The sequence below is a fragment of the Corynebacterium ciconiae DSM 44920 genome (assembly GCF_030440575.1).
Classification (GTDB): domain Bacteria; phylum Actinomycetota; class Actinomycetes; order Mycobacteriales; family Mycobacteriaceae; genus Corynebacterium; species Corynebacterium ciconiae.
Genome location: NZ_CP047189.1, coordinates 1,460,728 through 1,478,009, shown reverse-complemented (window position 1 = coordinate 1,478,009; position 17,282 = coordinate 1,460,728). Strand labels below are relative to the sequence as shown.

17 protein-coding genes are annotated in these 17,282 nt (G+C 62.1%); 15 read left to right on the top strand and 2 right to left on the bottom strand.

Features of this window, described 5'->3' with window-relative positions; all coding sequences use genetic code 11:
- The first annotated feature begins 10 nt into the window (after nucleotides 1-10).
- From CCICO_RS06500 to CCICO_RS06485, 4 genes are all read left to right on the top strand, one after another.
- On the top strand, nucleotides 11-523 hold the full coding sequence (locus tag CCICO_RS06500; protein ID WP_018019861.1) for a hypothetical protein: 513 nt from the start codon (nucleotides 11-13) through the stop codon (nucleotides 521-523).
- A gap of 70 nt (nucleotides 524-593) precedes the next feature.
- Complete coding sequence (gene pdxS, locus CCICO_RS06495; protein WP_425265821.1) at nucleotides 594-1,454, top strand: pyridoxal 5'-phosphate synthase lyase subunit PdxS; 861 nt, start codon at nucleotides 594-596, stop codon at nucleotides 1,452-1,454.
- A gap of 36 nt (nucleotides 1,455-1,490) precedes the next feature.
- Nucleotides 1,491-2,345 carry an acyl-CoA thioesterase gene (locus CCICO_RS06490; protein ID WP_026161472.1) on the top strand — a complete coding sequence of 285 codons (855 nt, stop codon included), beginning with the start codon at nucleotides 1,491-1,493 and terminating at the stop codon, nucleotides 2,343-2,345.
- A gap of 69 nt (nucleotides 2,346-2,414) precedes the next feature.
- Nucleotides 2,415-3,167 (top strand): YebC/PmpR family DNA-binding transcriptional regulator, encoded by a 753-nt coding sequence (locus CCICO_RS06485; RefSeq protein WP_018019858.1) that lies wholly within the window; start codon nucleotides 2,415-2,417, stop codon nucleotides 3,165-3,167.
- 41 nt (nucleotides 3,168-3,208) lie between these two features.
- Here CCICO_RS06485 and CCICO_RS06480 read toward each other — a convergent pair whose 3' ends face one another.
- Nucleotides 3,209-3,352: a hypothetical protein gene (locus CCICO_RS06480; protein ID WP_156809862.1), complete on the bottom strand. Its 144-nt coding sequence runs from the start codon at nucleotides 3,350-3,352 to the stop codon at nucleotides 3,209-3,211.
- A gap of 65 nt (nucleotides 3,353-3,417) precedes the next feature.
- Here CCICO_RS06480 and ruvC point away from each other — a divergent pair, with 65 nt between their 5' ends.
- From ruvC to CCICO_RS06435, 9 genes are all read left to right on the top strand, one after another.
- Entirely contained in the window at nucleotides 3,418-3,936 is a 519-nt protein-coding gene (gene ruvC / locus CCICO_RS06475; protein WP_040357752.1) for a crossover junction endodeoxyribonuclease RuvC, read from the top strand.
- Nucleotides 3,933-4,538, top strand: a complete 606-nt coding sequence (gene ruvA, locus CCICO_RS06470; protein WP_018019856.1) for a Holliday junction branch migration protein RuvA — start codon at nucleotides 3,933-3,935, stop codon at nucleotides 4,536-4,538. Before ruvC ends, ruvA begins: the two co-directional genes overlap by 4 nt.
- Before the next feature lie 44 nt (nucleotides 4,539-4,582).
- Nucleotides 4,583-5,650, top strand: coding sequence for a Holliday junction branch migration DNA helicase RuvB (gene ruvB / locus CCICO_RS06465; protein WP_018019855.1), 1,068 nt, complete (start codon nucleotides 4,583-4,585; stop codon nucleotides 5,648-5,650).
- A 97-nt stretch (nucleotides 5,651-5,747) separates the two neighbouring features.
- On the top strand, nucleotides 5,748-6,212 hold the full coding sequence (gene yajC / locus CCICO_RS06460) for a preprotein translocase subunit YajC (RefSeq protein WP_018019854.1): 465 nt from the start codon (nucleotides 5,748-5,750) through the stop codon (nucleotides 6,210-6,212).
- A 223-nt stretch (nucleotides 6,213-6,435) separates the two neighbouring features.
- Nucleotides 6,436-8,316 carry a protein translocase subunit SecD gene (gene secD / locus CCICO_RS06455; protein ID WP_018019853.1) on the top strand — a complete coding sequence of 627 codons (1,881 nt, stop codon included), beginning with the start codon at nucleotides 6,436-6,438 and terminating at the stop codon, nucleotides 8,314-8,316.
- 2 nt (nucleotides 8,317-8,318) lie between these two features.
- Nucleotides 8,319-9,425, top strand: coding sequence for a protein translocase subunit SecF (gene secF / locus CCICO_RS06450; protein ID WP_018019852.1), 1,107 nt, complete (start codon nucleotides 8,319-8,321; stop codon nucleotides 9,423-9,425).
- A 79-nt stretch (nucleotides 9,426-9,504) separates the two neighbouring features.
- Entirely contained in the window at nucleotides 9,505-11,097 is a 1,593-nt protein-coding gene (locus CCICO_RS06445; protein ID WP_018019851.1) for an ABC transporter substrate-binding protein, read from the top strand.
- 186 nt (nucleotides 11,098-11,283) lie between these two features.
- Complete coding sequence (locus CCICO_RS06440) at nucleotides 11,284-11,829, top strand: adenine phosphoribosyltransferase (RefSeq protein WP_018019850.1); 546 nt, start codon at nucleotides 11,284-11,286, stop codon at nucleotides 11,827-11,829.
- 23 nt (nucleotides 11,830-11,852) lie between these two features.
- A complete protein-coding gene (locus CCICO_RS06435; protein WP_026161471.1) occupies nucleotides 11,853-14,138 on the top strand; it encodes a RelA/SpoT family protein in 2,286 nt (761 codons plus the stop codon).
- Nucleotides 14,139-14,325: 187 nt separating this feature from the next.
- Here the strand turns inward: CCICO_RS06435 and CCICO_RS06430 are convergent, their stop codons facing one another.
- Nucleotides 14,326-15,180, bottom strand: coding sequence for a peptidylprolyl isomerase (locus tag CCICO_RS06430; RefSeq protein ID WP_018019848.1), 855 nt, complete (start codon nucleotides 15,178-15,180; stop codon nucleotides 14,326-14,328).
- Between the two features lie 100 nt (nucleotides 15,181-15,280).
- Here CCICO_RS06430 and CCICO_RS06425 point away from each other — a divergent pair, with 100 nt between their 5' ends.
- Together CCICO_RS06425 and hisS are read left to right on the top strand one after the other, a co-directional pair.
- Nucleotides 15,281-15,919 (top strand): MBL fold metallo-hydrolase, encoded by a 639-nt coding sequence (locus CCICO_RS06425; protein ID WP_026161470.1) that lies wholly within the window; start codon nucleotides 15,281-15,283, stop codon nucleotides 15,917-15,919.
- A 15-nt stretch (nucleotides 15,920-15,934) separates the two neighbouring features.
- Nucleotides 15,935-17,215, top strand: a complete 1,281-nt coding sequence (gene hisS, locus CCICO_RS06420) for a histidine--tRNA ligase (RefSeq protein ID WP_026161469.1) — start codon at nucleotides 15,935-15,937, stop codon at nucleotides 17,213-17,215.
- The last annotated feature ends 67 nt before the right edge of the window (nucleotides 17,216-17,282 follow it).

Sequence of the window (17,282 nt, the reverse complement as noted above, 5' to 3'; positions counted from 1 at the left end):
GGTTTGAGGGATGAGCACTGTGTCTGTGCTGCTGGCGATCGTGCTGACCGCGATCGTCTTGTGGGCGGTATTTACCGCCCAGCGGCTGAATAGGATGCATATTCGGCTGGATGCGGCGCTGGTGAACCTACAGGCGGCGCTTGATATGCGAGCCGCTGTGATTGCCGCCAGCATTGAACCGTTGGCTGCCCAGGCCTATGCCGCACAAAGTGAGCCGCTGGATCCGCGAGATGTGGCGCCGCGGGTGGAAAAGGAAAAAGAACTCATCAAGGCCCTGCAGAGCTATGTTGAGGCCCACCCCGCAGTAGCGCTGCCGCGGCCGATCAGCGACGCGGCGGTGCGGGTGCAGCTGACCCATCGCTTCTATAACGACGCGGTGGTTGATACCCGTGCTCTAAGGATTAGGCCCCTCGTGCGCATTCTGCGGCTCGGTGGGCGAGCCCCCATGCCGCAGTACGTAGAATTACCGCTCGCTACCCCCATTATGGAAAAGGTTTCCCGCGATACGGGAGACAAAAGCTAGCATTAGCTGCCACAGGTTGTTCGAGCGACTCAAGAAGGGTTGGTTCTTCCCAGTGGCAGAATCCAAAGGTGTGAAGACAGGCTTCACCGACAATTTGCTAGGCGGCGTGATCATGGACGTGGTCACCCCTGAGCAGGCAGAAATCGCCCAGGCGGCAGGCGCAAAGGCCGTGATGGCCCTCGAGCGCGTTCCCGCCGATATTCGCCGCGATGGCGGCGTGTCCCGGATGTCTGATCCGGACATGATCGCTGGGATTCAAAAGGCCGTGGACATTCCCGTCATGGCAAAGGCCCGCATCGGCCACTTTGTGGAAGCACAGGTGCTGCAAGCACTGGGCATTGACTGGATCGATGAGTCTGAGGTTCTTACCCCCGCCGACTACTCCCACCACGTAGATAAGCACCGCTTCGAGGTGCCCTTCGTCTGCGGCGCCACCAATTTGGGCGAGTCGCTGCGGCGCATCGCCGAGGGGGCGGCGATGATCCGTTCCAAGGGTGAGGCCGGTACCGGCGATGTCTCCAACGCCGTCACCCACATTCGCAAGATCCGCTCCGAGATCGCCGCCTTGGCAAGCTTGGACGAGGATGCTCTCTACCACGCAGCCAAGGAGCTGCAGGCCCCCTATGATTTGGTGTGCCAGACCGCCTCCACCGGGCGGCTGCCCGTCACGCTCTTCGTCGCCGGCGGTGTGGCCACCCCGGCCGATGCGGCGATGATGATGCAGCTCGGCGCTGAGGGCGTGTTCGTTGGCTCGGGCATCTTCAAGTCCAGCAACCCAGAGAAGCGCGCCTCGGCGATTGTGGAAGCCACCAAGCACTACAACGACGCCAGCGTGGTCGCGGAGGTCTCTCGCTCTCTCGGCGAGGCCATGGTGGGCATCAACTGCGATGACCTCACCGAGCAGCAGCGCATGGCCGACCGCGGCTGGTAAACCCAGTACACGGCCCGCAGGAAACACACGGCGCTCATGCACCTTTCACCACAGCCCAGTCGTACCGAGCAGATGTGTGATCTTCGCCAGATCGCACCAGATGAGTACGAGGGGGCTGTGGTGCCGTCGTCTCTGGGGCGTACCTTTGGCGGGCAGCATGTTGCCCAAGCGCTCGCAGCGGCTGGGGCCACTGTGGATCCCGAGTTTCTTCCGCACTCGCTGCACTGCTACTTTCTGGCCCCGGGCGATCCGTCGCAGCCGAGCGTGTTGAAGGTGCAGCGGCTGCGCGAGGGGCGCTCCTTTCACTCTCGGATGGTCAGCCTCAGCCAAGCGGGCCAGTTGCTGTGCAGCATGCAGGTGAGTTTTCACCACGTGGCTGATAGCGGAATCAGCCACCATCAGTCCGCGCCGCCGCTGCCTGCCCCAGAGGAGATTACCCCTGCCGAATCCCGCCGGGCTGCGTTTTTCGATCGCGAATGGCCGGAGTGGGACATCCGCGTGCTTAGCCGCGAGCGGCTCGATGATCAGTTGAGGCACGCAGCCACCCAGGTGGTGTGGATGCGCTGCACCGCGGGCACGGGCGGCGATACCCGAGTGCAGCTGCCTGATAACGAGCTGTTCCACCGCTGCGCCCTGGCCTATATCTCCGACGCCACCTTATTGTCCTCCGCTCAGGTGCGGCACCCAGATACCGCGCTGCAGATGGCGTCGTTGGATCACGCCCTGTGGTTCCTGCGCCCAGTGCGAGTGGATGAGTGGCTGGCCTATGTGCAGACCTCCCCAGCGGCTGGTGCGGGGCGGTCCTTGTGTGAGGGTCGAATCTATGACCAGGCAGGCCAGCTGGTGGCCGTGGCCGCACAGGAAGGCCTCACCAGGCACCTGAGGCAGTAACGCTATACTGATAAACCGCTTACTAACGTTAGATCACCATGCACGCTAGCTAGAGAGAAGAGGAACGCTATGTCCGGCCACTCAAAGTGGGCAACAACCAAGCACAAGAAGGCCGCCAATGACGCCAAGCGCGGCAAGGAGTTTGCCAAGCTGATCAAGAACATCGAGGTGGCTGCCCGCACCGGTGGTGGCGACCCGGCAGCGAACCCCACCCTCGATGACATGATCCGTAAGGCCAAGAAGGCCTCGGTGCCTAATGACAATATTGAGCGCGCCCGCAAGCGTGGCTCCGGTGAAGAGGCCGGCGGCGCCGACTGGCAGTCCATCATGTACGAAGGCTACGGGCCTGGTGGCGTGGCCATTCTTATCGAGTGCCTCACCGATAACCGCAACCGTGCGGCCTCTGAGGTGCGCAGCATTATGTCCAAGAACAACGGCAACATGGCCGAGTCCGGCGCGGTGGGCTACCTCTTTACCCGTGTCGGTGTGGTGGTGTTGGACAAGGGCGAGCTGAGCGAGGATGACGTGCTCATGGCTGTGCTTGATGCCGGTGCCGAAGAAGTCAATGACCTCGGCGAGAAGTTCGAGGTGGTGTGCTCTCCCTCTGACACCCGCGCCGTGCGCGCCGCCTTGGAGGACAACGACATCAAGGTGGACGATTCCGATCAGGACTTCCGTGCCTCCGTGGAGGTCGAGGCCGATGTGGATCTCGCCCGCAAGATTCTGCGCTTGGTAGATCTGCTCGAGGATTCCGATGACGTGCAAAACGTCTACTCCAACATCAATATCTCCGACGAGGTCGCCGCTCAGCTCGACGCTTAACGACGCCACCTCGCAGGCCACCTTCACCCGTGCGCCTGCTTCTACGCCCCGTCTCCGCAGCCGCCGCGGAGGTTGGGGCGTTTGTGCACTGGGGCGATGACGGCGCGCACGGGCAACCCTAGGGGAGGCAGCAGCAGGCCGATGCAGGGGGAATGCAGGCTGGTGCGAAAAAATGTGCTAAACATGGTCTGAAGACATCGAGGAGGAGGCAAGGGTGCGCGCTGCAACTGCCATTGAGGGGCTTCGGGTCATGGGCATTGATCCGGGGTTGACCCGCTGCGGGCTCTCCGTCGTGCAAGCAGGGCGCGGTCGGGCCGTATATCCCGTGGCAGTGGGGGTGGTGCGCACCCCGGCGAAGGATGAGCTGACCGAGAGGCTACTCAAGCTTAGCCAAGCGGTGAAAGAGTGGATCCGGGACTACGATCCGGACGTGGTGGCCATCGAGCGCGTCTTCGAACGCGGAAACGTATCCACGGTGATGCACACCGCCCATGCGGTGGGCGTGCTCGTACTCGCGGCTGCGGAGTGTCACATTCCCGTGCACATGTACACCCCCTCAGAGGTGAAAAAGGCTGTATCCGGCAACGGGCGTGCCGATAAGAAACAGATGACTGCCATGATTACCCGTATTCTCGGGCTGGCGGAACCGCCCTCGCCGGCCGATGCCGCCGATGCACTCGCACTGGGGGTATGCCACTGCTGGCGCGCCCCGGCCCTGATGCATCAGGCGGAACTGGCCAAGCAACACCAAAGGAGTTCTCATTCATGATCGCATCCCTGCGCGGAACCTGTATTGATCTCGGCCTGACTGGCGCGATTATCGAATGCGCCGGAGTGGGCTATGCCATCAGCGCCACCCCGCGCACCCTCGGTGAGATGCGCACTGGCGAGGAGTGCTTCGTGGTGGTCTCCCAGATCGTGCGCGAGGACTCGATGGAGCTTTTCGCCTTCGCCAACAGCGAGGAAAAGGAATTCTTTCACCTGCTGTGCACAGTTTCCAAAGTGGGCCCGAAGCTGGCTTTGGCGGCACTCGCCATGGCCACTCCCGCCGAGCTGGCAGGCTTCATCAGCCGCAATGATGCCGCGGCGCTGGAAAAAATACCCGGTGTAGGCAAGCGCACCGCCGAGCGCATGGTGGTGGATTTGAAGCAAAAGGTCGAACCCTTTGTCGGCCCCCACCCCCAGCAAACGCAGGTGGATTCCCCAGCGATCTCCGGCGGAGTTGCTGAGGACGTGGCCGAGGCCCTTGAGAATCTCGGCTTTAGCCGTAAGGATGCGGATGCGGCCGTGGCGAGTGTGCTGGCTCAGCAGCCAGATCTGGGTGTGTCTGCCGCGTTGCGCGCCTGTTTGGCCACACTGAGCGCTCACTAGGCTAGAAGAGTTAACGACCCTCTTTTTTAAGGACAACCCGCGCTATGCCGAATGTGGAAAAGACCGAGTTCCAGCTCCCCGAAGGGGCGCTGCGCCCGCCGGATTCTGCCGTACGCCCCCAGCTCAATGAGGGGGAGCACGATGATGAAGTGAATCTGAGGCCGAAAAGCCTCGGTGAGTTCATCGGCCAGCCCAAAGTGCGCGAGCAGCTTGAGTTGGTTCTCGGCGGGGCGAAAAGTAGGGGAGTGGCACCCGATCACGTGCTCCTCTCCGGCCCGCCCGGGCTGGGCAAGACCACCATGGCGATGATCATCGCCGCAGAGCTGAATTCCAATCTGCGCATGACCTCCGGGCCGGCGCTGGAGCGGGCGGGCGATCTAGCGGCCATGCTCTCCAACCTCACCGAAGGTGATGTGCTCTTTATCGATGAGATCCACCGTATGGCTCGGCCGGCAGAGGAAATGCTGTACATGGCTATGGAGGATTTCCGCATCGACGTGATCGTGGGCAAGGGGCCTGGGGCCACCTCTATTCCCTTGGAACTCGCTCCCTTCACCCTGGTTGGGGCCACCACGAGGTCCGGCATGCTTACCGGCCCACTCCGTGACCGCTTCGGTTTTACCGCCCAAATGGAATTCTATGGACCGAATGATCTCACCCGCGTGGTGATGCGCGCAGCAAAGATCTTGGGGGTGAGCATTGATGAAGATGCCGGCCACGAGATCGCCTCACGCTCTCGCGGCACCCCGCGTATCGCTAATCGCCTGCTGCGTCGAGTGCGCGACTACGCCGATGTGCACTCCAATGGCCACATCACCCTGGCCGCTGCGCAGGCAGCACTAGTGGTCTTCGATGTTGACGACATGGGATTGGACCGGCTCGACAGGGCAGTACTCACCGCCTTGATTAAAGGCCATGGCGGCGGCCCAGTGGGGGTAAGTACCCTCGCAATCGCCGTGGGGGAGGAGCCCTCCACGGTGGAGGAAGTGTGCGAGCCCTATCTTGTGCGGGCGGGGATGGTCAGCCGCACCGGGCGGGGACGGGTGGCCACCGCAGCCGCCTGGCGCCACATTGGTCTGGAACCGCCGGAAGGCACCGTGGGGCTGTTTTAACCGTGCGTGCTTCCATCGGCTGCGTCCACGCGGGCGGATCCGGCGGGTGTGCGCATCGTTGTTCGGGGCCGCAGAGTTTGGCACACTGGTAGGCACTATGTCGATTGTATTGTTGCTCATCATTTTGGCGCTGTTCCTGCTGCCCGCCTTCTTGCAAATGCGCACCCAGCGCAAGCGGCTCAATGAGATCCGCCAAGTGCAAGAATCCCTGCGCCCCGGTGATCGTGTGGTCACCAGCGCCGGTCTCTACGCCATCGTCCGAGATCGCACCGAAAACACCGTGGACCTTGAGATCGCCGACGGTGTGGTCACTACCTTCGAGTTGATCGCCATCGTGCGCAAAGTCGAACCTGCCACCGGCCAGCCCACGCCCGTTACGGGCGGAGAATCGGCCCCAGCAGACCAGCCGGCAAGGACCGAGCCCTCCGAGGCTCAGCAGCCTGAGAACCTCGAGCAACCCGAAAACCTCGAGCAGCAGCTGCGGCCAGAGGCGCCCCGCACGTCAGCCCCCGAGCACGCCGACGAAGATTGGGAAGGCTCGCCTGATAACCGCCGCGGCTAGGGCCTCATTTTGATTCACCGCCTCCACTGCCAACTGATTCAGTGGGGGCGTGTCCTATGTCGTACTATGGTCAAATGACCTGCGCGCGCTGTGGATGCGGCGCGCAACCGCCACCGCTGGGTATTCGGCTGCGATGGCGGCTGATTCACGCCGGTTGATGAGGGGCTCGGGCCCGGTCGGTTCGAGGTGAGCCTCATTGTGTTCATTGGAGGAGGAAACGTTCGTGGCATCCCGCAGCAAGCGGTCGCAGCTGGGACCATCGGCGTGGCCAAAGCGGGCAATCGGCGTGTTTGCGCTGATTCTCGTAGTGGTCTATGCACTGGTCTTTTTCACTGGAGACCGCAGGCCCGTTCCCAAGTTGGGTATTGATCTCCAAGGCGGGACCCGAGTGACCCTGGTTCCGCAGGGCCAGGATCCCACTTCGGAGCAGCTCGCCCAGGCGCGCACCATTCTGGAAAACCGCGTCAACGGCATGGGCGTCTCCGGTGCCGAGGTGATCACTGATGGTGACACGCTAGTAATCTCCGTGCCCGGTGAGGACACCGCGCAGGCTAAGGCATTGTCCCAAACCTCGCAGCTGATGTTCCGCCCGGTGCTCACTCCCACCGATATGCCTTCACCGGAGGATAACCTCGCGGCACTGGAGACCATGGCTAATCGTTGGGTCAGCGTTGGCGCCAGCACTAAGGAGCACGCCCAGAAGGTTCTCGACGATGTCGCCAAGACGCTCTCCGATAACTCCGAGCAGCTCGTGGGGGAGAAGAAGACATTCAACGCTCCGAAGGTCACGGAGAACCCGCCGGCAGAGGCGAAGAACTCCCTCGAGCAGGCGGATCAACGCGATAAGGAACTCGAGGTGCTGCGCGAGGACCGTCAGTCCGATGATCTCGCCCGCCAGATGGCCGCCCGCCAGCTGATGGTGTGCGAGCAACAGGAGGATCGCTCCCAGCCTGGCACCTTAGACCCGCTCGCCGGCACCGATGATCCAACGAAGCCTTTGGTGGCCTGTGATCCCAGCATCGGCGATGTGATGCTTCTCGACGCCGTCCCGCTGCTCGAGGGGCAAACCGATGAGGTCAATGGCAAGCGCCTGACCGGTAATGAGATCGATACTTCCCAGCCGATCACCGGTGGCTTCAATCCTGAGCGCAACACCATGGAGATCAACTTCGCCTTCAAGTCCTCCGGCGGTGAGCAGGGCTCGTCCACCTGGGCGAAGCTGACCGAGAAGTATCTGCAGCAGCAGATTGCGATCACCCTAGACTCCCAGATCATCTCTGCGCCGGTGATCCAATCCGCCACCCCTGTGGGATCCGGGACCTCAATTACCGGCAGCTTCTCGCAGAAGGAAGCCACCGAGCTGGCCAATAACCTGCGCTACGGCGCTTTGCCCTTGAGCTTCGCCGGTGAAAACGGCGAACTGGGTGGTACCACCACGACGATTCCGCCCTCGCTGGGTACCGCCTCGCTGCAGGCCGGTTTAATCGCCGGAATCGTGGGCCTGGTACTCATCGCGATCTTCGCCTTCAGTTACTACCGCGTCTTCGGCGCTCTGGCGATCTTCACCCTTGTGGCTGCCAACGCTCTCGTCTACGGTGCCTTGGTGCTGTTGGGGCGCTGGATCGGCTACAGCTTGGATCTCGCCGGTATCGCCGGTTTGATCATCGGTCTGGGCACCACCGCCGACTCCTTCGTGGTGTTCTATGAGCGCATCAAGGATGAGATCCGCGATAATAACCGCACCTTCCGTTCGGCAGTGCCACGCGGCTGGCAGTCCGCCAAGCGCACCATCTTGAGCGGTAACACCGTCTCGCTCATCGCAGCCATCGTGCTGTACGTACTTGCGGTTGGTTCGGTCAAGGGCTTCGCCTTCACCTTGGGTCTCACCACGATTTTCAACCTGGTGGTCACCTTCCTCGTCACCGCCCCGCTGGTGCTGCTCGCAAGCCGCCGTCGGTGGTTCAACAAGCCCTCCCGTAATGGCTTCGGTGCGGTGATGAAGGTGCGCGATGAGCGTGCCGCAGCCGATTCCACCCACTCGTCGCCCTATGCCAATGAGGTTATCGCCGGCAACGGCCCAATCGATGCGGCAGGAGAGAAGTAACCATGAGTGATACCTCTATGTTTAAGCGGCTCTACACCGGTGAGGGCGGTGTCGATTTCATCGGCAAACGCAAGCGCTGGTACACCATCGCCGCCATCGTTATCTTGGTCGCCCTCGCCTCGATCGCTATCCGAGGTTTCAGCCTCGGCATCGATTTCCAAGGCGGCACCAAGATGAATATGCCCGCTGGCGATCTGGATGAGACCCAGGTGGAGCAGGTCTTCGAAGATGCCACTGGGGTGGATCCGCATGCGGTGCAGATCGTCGGTTCCGGCGATGCCCGCATCCTGGAGATCACCTCCGAGCGGCTGGGCGATGATCAGATCAACGATGCTCGTGTGGCGCTCTATGACGCCTTCAAACCGAAGGACTCTCAGGGCGAGCCCTCCCCAGATGCGATTGGCGATTCCACCGTGTCCGAATCGTGGGGCTCGACGATCACCAAGCGCATGCTGCTGGCCATGGGCGTGTTCCTCGCCTTGGTCTTCGGCTTCATCGCGCTGCGCTTTGAAAAGCTGATGGGTGTGGCCGCGATCGCCTGCATTATGGTCGATGCGATCGTGATTTCCGGCGTCTACGCCCTCATCGGCTTCGAGGTCACCCCGGCCACCGTGATCGGCCTGCTCACTGTGCTGGCTTTCTCGCTGTATGACACAGTGGTGGTCTTCGACAAGGTGTCCGAACTCACCGCTGGGTTTACGTCCTCGCGGCGTCGCACCTATCCCGAGCTGGCAAACCGAGCCATCAACCAAACAGTGATGCGTTCGATTTCCACCACGGTGCTTTCGGCTCTGCCGATCATCTCGCTGATGGTGGTGGCTGTGTGGATGCTCGGCGTGGGCACCCTCAAGGATCTTGCACTGGTGCAGCTGATCGGCGTGGTGCAGGGCACGCTCTCCTCGATCTTCCTCGCCGCACCGCTGCTGGTCACCATGAAAAACCGTACCTCTCAGGTGCGTGAGCACACTGCCTCGGTGGAGCGTTACCGTGCCGGCGAAGAGGAGGAACCGGAGACCACCACCGCCGCACCTGCGCGCAAGGTCAATCGACCAGAGTCTTCCGAGTTCGGACAGCCCGAAGCGTTGAGCTGGCGGCCCACCACCCACTAGGTGGTGTAGCTCTGGCGCCGAGGCCCGCTGTGGCAGCGGGTGGGCGTCGATAAGCACACAAGAAGTGAAGGACACCGTGATGAGTGCACGAACAACCCTGCGGGGTGTGATCGTGATGCTGGCCGTGGGGGCTCTCGGGCTGGCGGGCTGCTCCGAGGATGAGCAGCCACCGCAGGATGTGTTCGGCTACGCCGTGGACACCCCGCTGGTGACCACCAATGCGGCCTCTACGATCGGGGCGAGTACCAACGCAGAGCAGCTAGCTTCGCGGCTGTATCCGCCGGTGTTCGTGCACGGCCCGCAGGGGCAGACCATCCCGAATATGGATCTCGCTCAGGGGCAGGCGCTGCCCGGGGAGAGCGTGCAGATCATCTACACCATCAATAAGCGCGCCACCTTCTCCGATGGGGAGCCGGTGACCTGCGATGATTTCTATCTCTCCTTCAAAGCCGCCACCGAGGAGGCCTATTTCAAGGCCTATAACCCGCTGATGCAGCAGGTGGCCGACGTGAAGTGTGAGCACGGTTCCACAACCTTCACCGTGCAGTTCAAGGACAAGTTTGGCTCTCGCTGGCGGCAGCTATTTGGTCCCGGCACCGTGTTGCCCTCGCACATCATTGCTCGCGCGGCCGAGATGAGCGAAGAGGACATGTGGCGGGCCTTGGACTCGGGCGATGCGCCGGCGATGGAGAAGATCGGCCAAGCCTGGAACGATACCTTCTTGCTTAAAAACTTCCGCCCCGAGCTGCACGCCTCCTCAGGCCCCATGAAGATTTCTGAGGTGCTTGAGGATGGCTCGGTGGTGCTGGTGCCCAACCCGCATTACGCAGGAGACGCCCCCTCGCTCGATAAGATCGTGGTCTATCCCTCGGGAGTGGATCGGGTGGCCAAGGCCGAGGAAAACTCGCTCGAGATCGCCGATATGGTTAATGCCTCCTCGATCGACTGGGTGGATCGCAATGACACCTCCAACCCTTATGAGGTCACCCGCGAAGTGGGGCAGCTGATAGAACAGCTGAACTTGGCGAATGCTGGCGTGTTGGCCACCCCAGAGAAACGCCGTGGTTTTGCCGCCTGTGTTGATCAGCACCAGATTGCTCGGCTGTCCTCGGAATACTCGGGCGTGGACGTACCACCGGTGGGCACCAGGCTGAGTCCGGCGATCGCCCCGACGTTCGAGAACACCCGCGATATATCCGACCGTAATCTCGGAACCGATATTGGCAAAGCTCGGCAGGAGCTAGAGGGCGCGACCATCCGCATCGGCTATACAGCGCCGGATCCCCGGAAGAAAGCAATCGTAGAGGCGATCGCTGCTAGCTGTTCCGAGGCGGGCATCACCATCGAGGATGTTTCCGATATCACCAACGACTTGGGGGATTTGCCGCGCACCGCGAGCAATGAATGGGGCGGTCCCGCCGACGTGGAGGGCAAAGCCGACGCCATTTTGGTAGCGGTAGACACCCGCACCGAGTACGCCTCGGTGAATGCTCCGGCGAATAATAGCCAGCTTTTGCGTCATGCGGAGGAACGGCTGTGGGACGAGATCCCCTCCATTCCGCTCGCTGCCCAACCCCGCACGTTTGTGGTGGATAAGTCGGTGGGTAACGTAATCCCTAACACCTCGCGAGCCGGTATCGGCTGGAACATGTCGCGCTGGCAGGTCTCATAATCTGCACCGGATACCTCGAGGCGCCATGCGCTTCGTGCATGAGAGTCCGGGTTGACTGTTGTGGCCGCTTCGGGTTCGTAGAGGTTGTGCCCAACTTTATGCTTGATTCACCCCGCGCACCCTTGGTGCCGGCTGCACGAGGTTTCGCTTGTGCCAGCTTTTGACAGGAAGGCCACCCCAACAGCCATGTCGTACGCAACCGCCCGCCAAGCCCTTGCTGAGCGCATCCGCTATGTGCCCGATTTCCCCGCCGAAGGGGTGGTGTTTGAAGATCTCACCCCGGTGCTTGCCGATGGCGAAGCGCTGAAGGTGATCGTGGATGAGCTCGCCGAGGCCGTCAAGCGCATGGGCGCGGAAATGATCGGCGGTCTCGATGCCCGAGGTTTCTTGCTCGGCTCAGCCGTGGCCTACAAGCTAGGGATCGGGGTGCTCGCGATCCGCAAGAAGGGCAAATTGCCGCCGCCGGTCTTTAGCGCCGAATACGAGCTGGAATACGGCTCGGCGGCGCTCGAGGTGCCGGGCAGCGGCGTAGATCTAGAAGGGCGCAAGATTGCGCTTGTCGACGACGTCCTCGCCACCGGGGGCACTCTGTGCGCGGCGCGAAGCCTGCTGGAGCAGGTCGGTGCGAATGTGGTGGGCAATGCCCTCGTACTGGAGGTTCAGGGCCTCGGCGGGCGGGAGAAGCTGGAGGATCTTCCCTTGGTTGTGCTCAACAATGGGGATATCGCCTAGGTTCATCTAATAGACTTATCGTTATGCCGGAAAACAAACCTGGACGCAGCCAAGTCAGTGTCCGCAGCATGTCTGCCAGGCTGGCCCGCAGCCTTACCGGCAGCAGGGTCAAGGCTAACCCTGTTCTTGAGCCGCTGATCAGTATCCACCGGGAGATCCACCCGAAGGCTGATGTGGCCCAGCTGGAGCGGGCCTATTCCACTGCCGAGCGCTTGCACGAGGGAGTCTTCCGCAAGTCGGGTGATCCCTACATCACCCACCCGCTGGCGGTGGCCACCATTGCCGCCGAGATCGGCATGGACACCACTACCTTGTTGGCGGCGCTCCTGCACGACACGGTGGAGGACACCGACTACAGCTTGGAAGACCTCACCCGCGACTTTGGTGAGGAAGTAGCGCGTCTTGTCGACGGGGTGACCAAACTGGACAAGGTGGCTTTGGGGGCGGCCGCGGAGGCGGAGACGATCCGCAAGATGATCGTGGCCATGAGCCACGATCCGCGCGTGTTGGTGATCAAGGTGGCCGACCGGCTGCACAACATGCGCACCATGCGCTTTTTGCCGCCGGAGAAGCAGGCAAAGAAGGCCCGCGAAACCCTCGAGGTGATTGCGCCTTTGGCGCACCGGCTCGGGATGGCCTCGGTGAAGTGGGAGCTTGAGGATCTGGCTTTCGCCATCCTTTATCCGAAGAAGTATCAAGAGATCGTTCGGCTGGTGGCCGATCGCGCGCCCTCGCGGGATCGCTACATTACCCAGATCATCGACGAGCTCACCGCCACCTTGAAGGACAACAACATCCACGCCGAGGTGATGGGGCGGCCAAAGCACTACTGGTCGATCTATCAGAAGATGATCGTCCGTGGCCGCGACTTTGATGAGATCTTCGACCTCATCGGCATCAGGGTGCTGGTGGATGATGTCAATAGCTGCTACGCCGCGATCGGTGCGGTGCATTCGCTCTACGCCGCCATGCCCGGCCGATTCAAGGACTACATCTCCGCCCCGCGTTTCGGGGTGTATCAGTCGCTGCACACCACCGTGATGGGGCCAGGAGCGAAACCCCTTGAGGTGCAGGTCCGCACCCATGAGATGCACTACAACGCCGAGTTCGGAATCGCGGCACACTGGCGCTACAAGGAAACCAAGGGCTCGCACAAAGGCGATAAGGCTGACTTGGACCAGATGGCGTGGATGCGCCAGCTGCTGGATTGGCAAAAAGAAGCCGCCGATCCGAATGAGTTCCTCGACTCGCTGCGCTATGACCTGACAAGCACACAGATCTTTGTGTTCACCCCCAAGGGCGATGTGGTGAACCTGCCGCTGGGGGCCACACCCGTGGACTTCGCCTATGCGGTCCACACCGAGGTTGGGCATCGCTGCATCGGTGCCAAAATCAACGGCAAGCTCGTGGCGCTGGAAACCAAGCTCAATTCCGGCGACCGAGTGGAGGTGTTTACCTCTAAGGATCAAACGGCCGGTCCGAGCCAGGACTGGGAGAAGTTTGTCGCTTCTCCGCGAGCCAAGGCCAAGATCAGGCAATGGTTTGCGAAGGAGCGCCGCGAGGAGCACGTGGAGCTAGGCCGCGATGCCCTCGCCACCGAGGTGCAGCGAGGTGGGCTGCCATTACACCGCTTGATCACCTCGCAGTCTATGCGTGCTGTGGCAGAGGAGCTGCACTATCAAGACGTAGACGCGCTCTATGCGGCCATCGGCAATGGCTCGGTCTCGGCGCGGCACGTAACCAATAGGCTCATGGCGGCCTTCGGCGACGCCGATGACGCCGAGGACGCCCTAGCGGCGCGCACCCCCTTCCACGAGCTGGTGGATTCTAAGAACCGCGCGAGCAAGGATTCCTCCACCGGCATTCTCGTTGAGGGCAGCCCCGATGTGATGGCGAAGCTGGCTAAGTGCTGCACCCCAGTGCCAGGCGATGCCATCTTCGGTTTCGTCACCCGCGGTGGCGGAGTGAGCGTGCACCGGGCGGACTGTACCAACGCGGAGAAGCTCAAGGACGAGCCCGAGCGCCTCATCCAGGTGTCATGGGCCTCGGAATCCACCGGCACGGTCTTCGCCGCCACGCTGCAAGTCGAGGCCCTCGACCGCAACGGTCTGCTCTTGGAGGTCACCCGCGTGATCGCGGAGCAGAAGGTGACAGTGACGGCGATGAACACCCGCGTGGCCGATGACCACGTGGCCATGCTGCGTTTTACCTTCCAGGTGTCGGACTCCAAGCAGCTGGGATCGCTGATGAACCACCTGCGCAACATCGAAGGCGTCTTCGATGTCTACCGTGTGACCTCCGGCGGCTAGCTGCGCCAGGTGGCTCGCTGAATCTGGCGGCTACGGCTGCACTAGGCGGTGGACATGCCGGGTGGCGGTCGTGGCCATCCAGCGCCCACAAGAACAACGGCCCACAGGCCTTAACCCCGTGTGATTCAGGGGAAGGCTCTTGTGGGCCGTTCGTCATCTGGCCGAAAGGCGGGGCGCGATCAGGGCCCTAGCTCACCGTGGCCTTGGAGATCTTGACCTCTTCAGCCGGGGCGCCATCGGATGCGCCGTCGGCGGCGCCCTTCTCGGCGATGGAATCCAGGGTCTTCAGCCCAGCCTCGTCGATGGTGCCGAAGTAGGTGTACATCGGCGGCAGCGGGGAATCATCGTAGTTGAGGAAGAACTGCGAGCCGTTGGTGTCCGGGCCGCTGTTTGCCATGGCGATGGTGCCGCGCTGGTAGTTCACCGGCTGCTGCTTGGCCTCCTCGGAGGCCTCGTCGGTGGGGAACTCGTTGGCGAACTGGAAGCCCGGCCCACCGGAGCCTTCGCCGCTGGGGTCACCGCATTGCAGCACGTGAATGCCAGAGGTGGTGATGCGGTGGCAGATCGTGTCGTCGTAGAAGCCCTCCTTGGCCAAGTGCTCCACGGCATTGACGGTGCACGGCGACACGGAACGATCCAGCTGCATACCGATCGGGCCTTGGCTGGTGTCGAGGGTGACGGTCACGGTGCCGCGGGCGGGCACATCGTCTTGATTCGGTAGGGAAACCTCGCGGCTTGCTTCGCGCCCAGAATCTTCGTAGGAGCAGGTGACCGTCTCATCCAGCGGGGTGGTGCGCTGGGTGGCGAGAGGAGTGATGTCCTGATCCACTGCCTCGGAGGTGCTGGTCTCCTCGGAGGCCTCCACCTGGTCGTCGCTTTCGTGCGTCGAAGCCCAGTAGATACCGGCGGTAGCCAGACCGATCACCGCCAGCGAGGCGAGCGCCACGCCGAACGGCTGGGTCTTTTCTTTCCGGTCGCGGGACTTGATCTCACGCTCGAGGGCGCGCATCGACTCCTCGCGACGCTTCTTATTGCTCTCCATTATTGGGTGCTCACCTAGCCTCATGTGCTTATAGATTCCGTGCTAACTGAAGACAGTTTAGAGTATCGCCACGCCCGCGTGGTACCGCCAGCAACCTAAGATGGTGGGCATGAATCTTGCGATGATGGTCACCGGCCCCTTCCAGACCAACTGCTATATCGTCTCCGATGGCGAGCGCGCCACCGTGATCGATCCGGGTCTCGGCGCTGCCCCCGCGATCACCCAACACCTCAAGGACACGGGCCTCACCCTTGAGCAGGTGCTGCTCACCCATGGCCATATTGATCACACCCGCGACGCCGCCGCCGTGGCCAACCAGCTGGGCTGCACGGTCTACATTCATCCCGCTGATGCTGGCATGCTCAAAGACGGATCGGGGGTGTCTGAGCAGGCCCGCGAGCTTTTCGACGCCACCTCCATGCCCTATCCGGACTCGCTGGAGTATCTTCACGACGCCGAGGAGATCACTATCTGTGGCGCCAACTTCACAGTGCGCCACGCGCCTGGGCACTCGCCGGGCTCGGTTCTGTTCGTCGGCGAGAAGGTGTGCTTCTCCGGAGACGTACTCTTTGCTGGCTCGATCGGGCGCACTGACCTGCCAGGTTCGGACACGGCCGCTATGAAAAACAGCTTGGCCACCGTGGTCGCCAAGCTCAAGGCTGAGCTGCACGTGCTTCCCGGCCACGGGCCGGAGACCACGATGGCCGCGGAGTTGAAGTCCAATCCATTCTTGGCCTGATATACACTGTCATCCGTGACTGAATCGAAGAAACTCAAGGCATTTTCCGCCCCCAAGGGCGTGCCGGATTATGTTCCGGCCCACTCCGCTGAATTTAAGGCTGTGCAAAACACCTTGGTCGCCGAGGCGCATCGGGCGGGCTATGAGCACATTGAGTTGCCGATTTTTGAAGACACCGGCCTGTTCGCTCGCGGCGTGGGAGAGTCCACGGATGTGGTGAGCAAGGAGATGTACACCTTCCCAGATCGCGGTGGTCGTTCTGTCACGCTGCGCCCGGAAGGCACCGCTGGGGTGATGCGCTCGGTGATCGAGCACAACCTCGATCGCGGCCAGCTGCCCGTGAAGCTTGCTTACGCGGGTCCCTTTTTCCGCTATGAGCGCCCCCAGGCTGGGCGCTATCGCCAGCTGCAGCAGGTGGGTGTGGAGGCCATCGGGGTGGATGATCCTGCCCTCGACGCCGAGGTAGTGGCCTTGGCAGATCGATCCTTCCGTGCCCTCGGGCTCAGCGGCTACCGGCTTGAGATCACCTCCTTGGGTGATGCCACCTGCCGTGGCGCCTATCGGCAGAAGCTGCAGGAGTTCCTCTTTGCCCTGCCGCTGGATGAGGCCACTCGTCAGCGCGCTGAGCTCAACCCGCTGCGCGTGCTGGACGATAAGCGCGAAGAGGTCAAGGAGATGACCGCGGATGCGCCGTTGATGCTGGATTATCTCTCGCCCGAGTGCCGGGAGCACTTCGAAACTGTCACCGGTCTCTTGGATGATATGGGTGTGTCCTACCAGATCAACCCCCGCTTGGTACGCGGTTTGGATTACTACACCAAGACCTGCTTCGAGTTCGTACACGATGGCCTGGGCGCCCAGTCGGGTATCGGTGGCGGCGGCCGTTATGACGGGCTAATGAAGCAGCTCGGCGGGCAGGATCTTTCCGGTATTGGCTACGGCCTGGGCGTGGATCGCGCCTTGCTGGCCATGCAGGCAGAAGGCGTGAGCCTGACCACCGGCGCGCGCGTGGATGTTTTTGGTGTCGGCATGGGTGCAGATGCTAAGCGTCGTCTCGCGGGGCTGGTTAATGAGCTGCGCGTGGCGGGTATCTCGGCGGACATGTCCTATGGTGATCGTGGTCTGAAGGGAGCTATGAAGGGTGCCGATCGCGCCGGAGCTTCTTTCGCCTTGGTGATCGGCGATCGTGAGCTGGACAACGATGTGGTGGCCGTGAAGGATCTCCGCAGCCACGAGCAGCAGGAGATTTCCACCGGTGCCTTGGTCGAGCACCTGCGCCAGGCCCTGCGCCCCTAACTCATTCCTCTCAGCCAACGGCGCTGCCCCATCACGGGGCAGCGCCGTGTGTTGTGCGCTCGGTGCT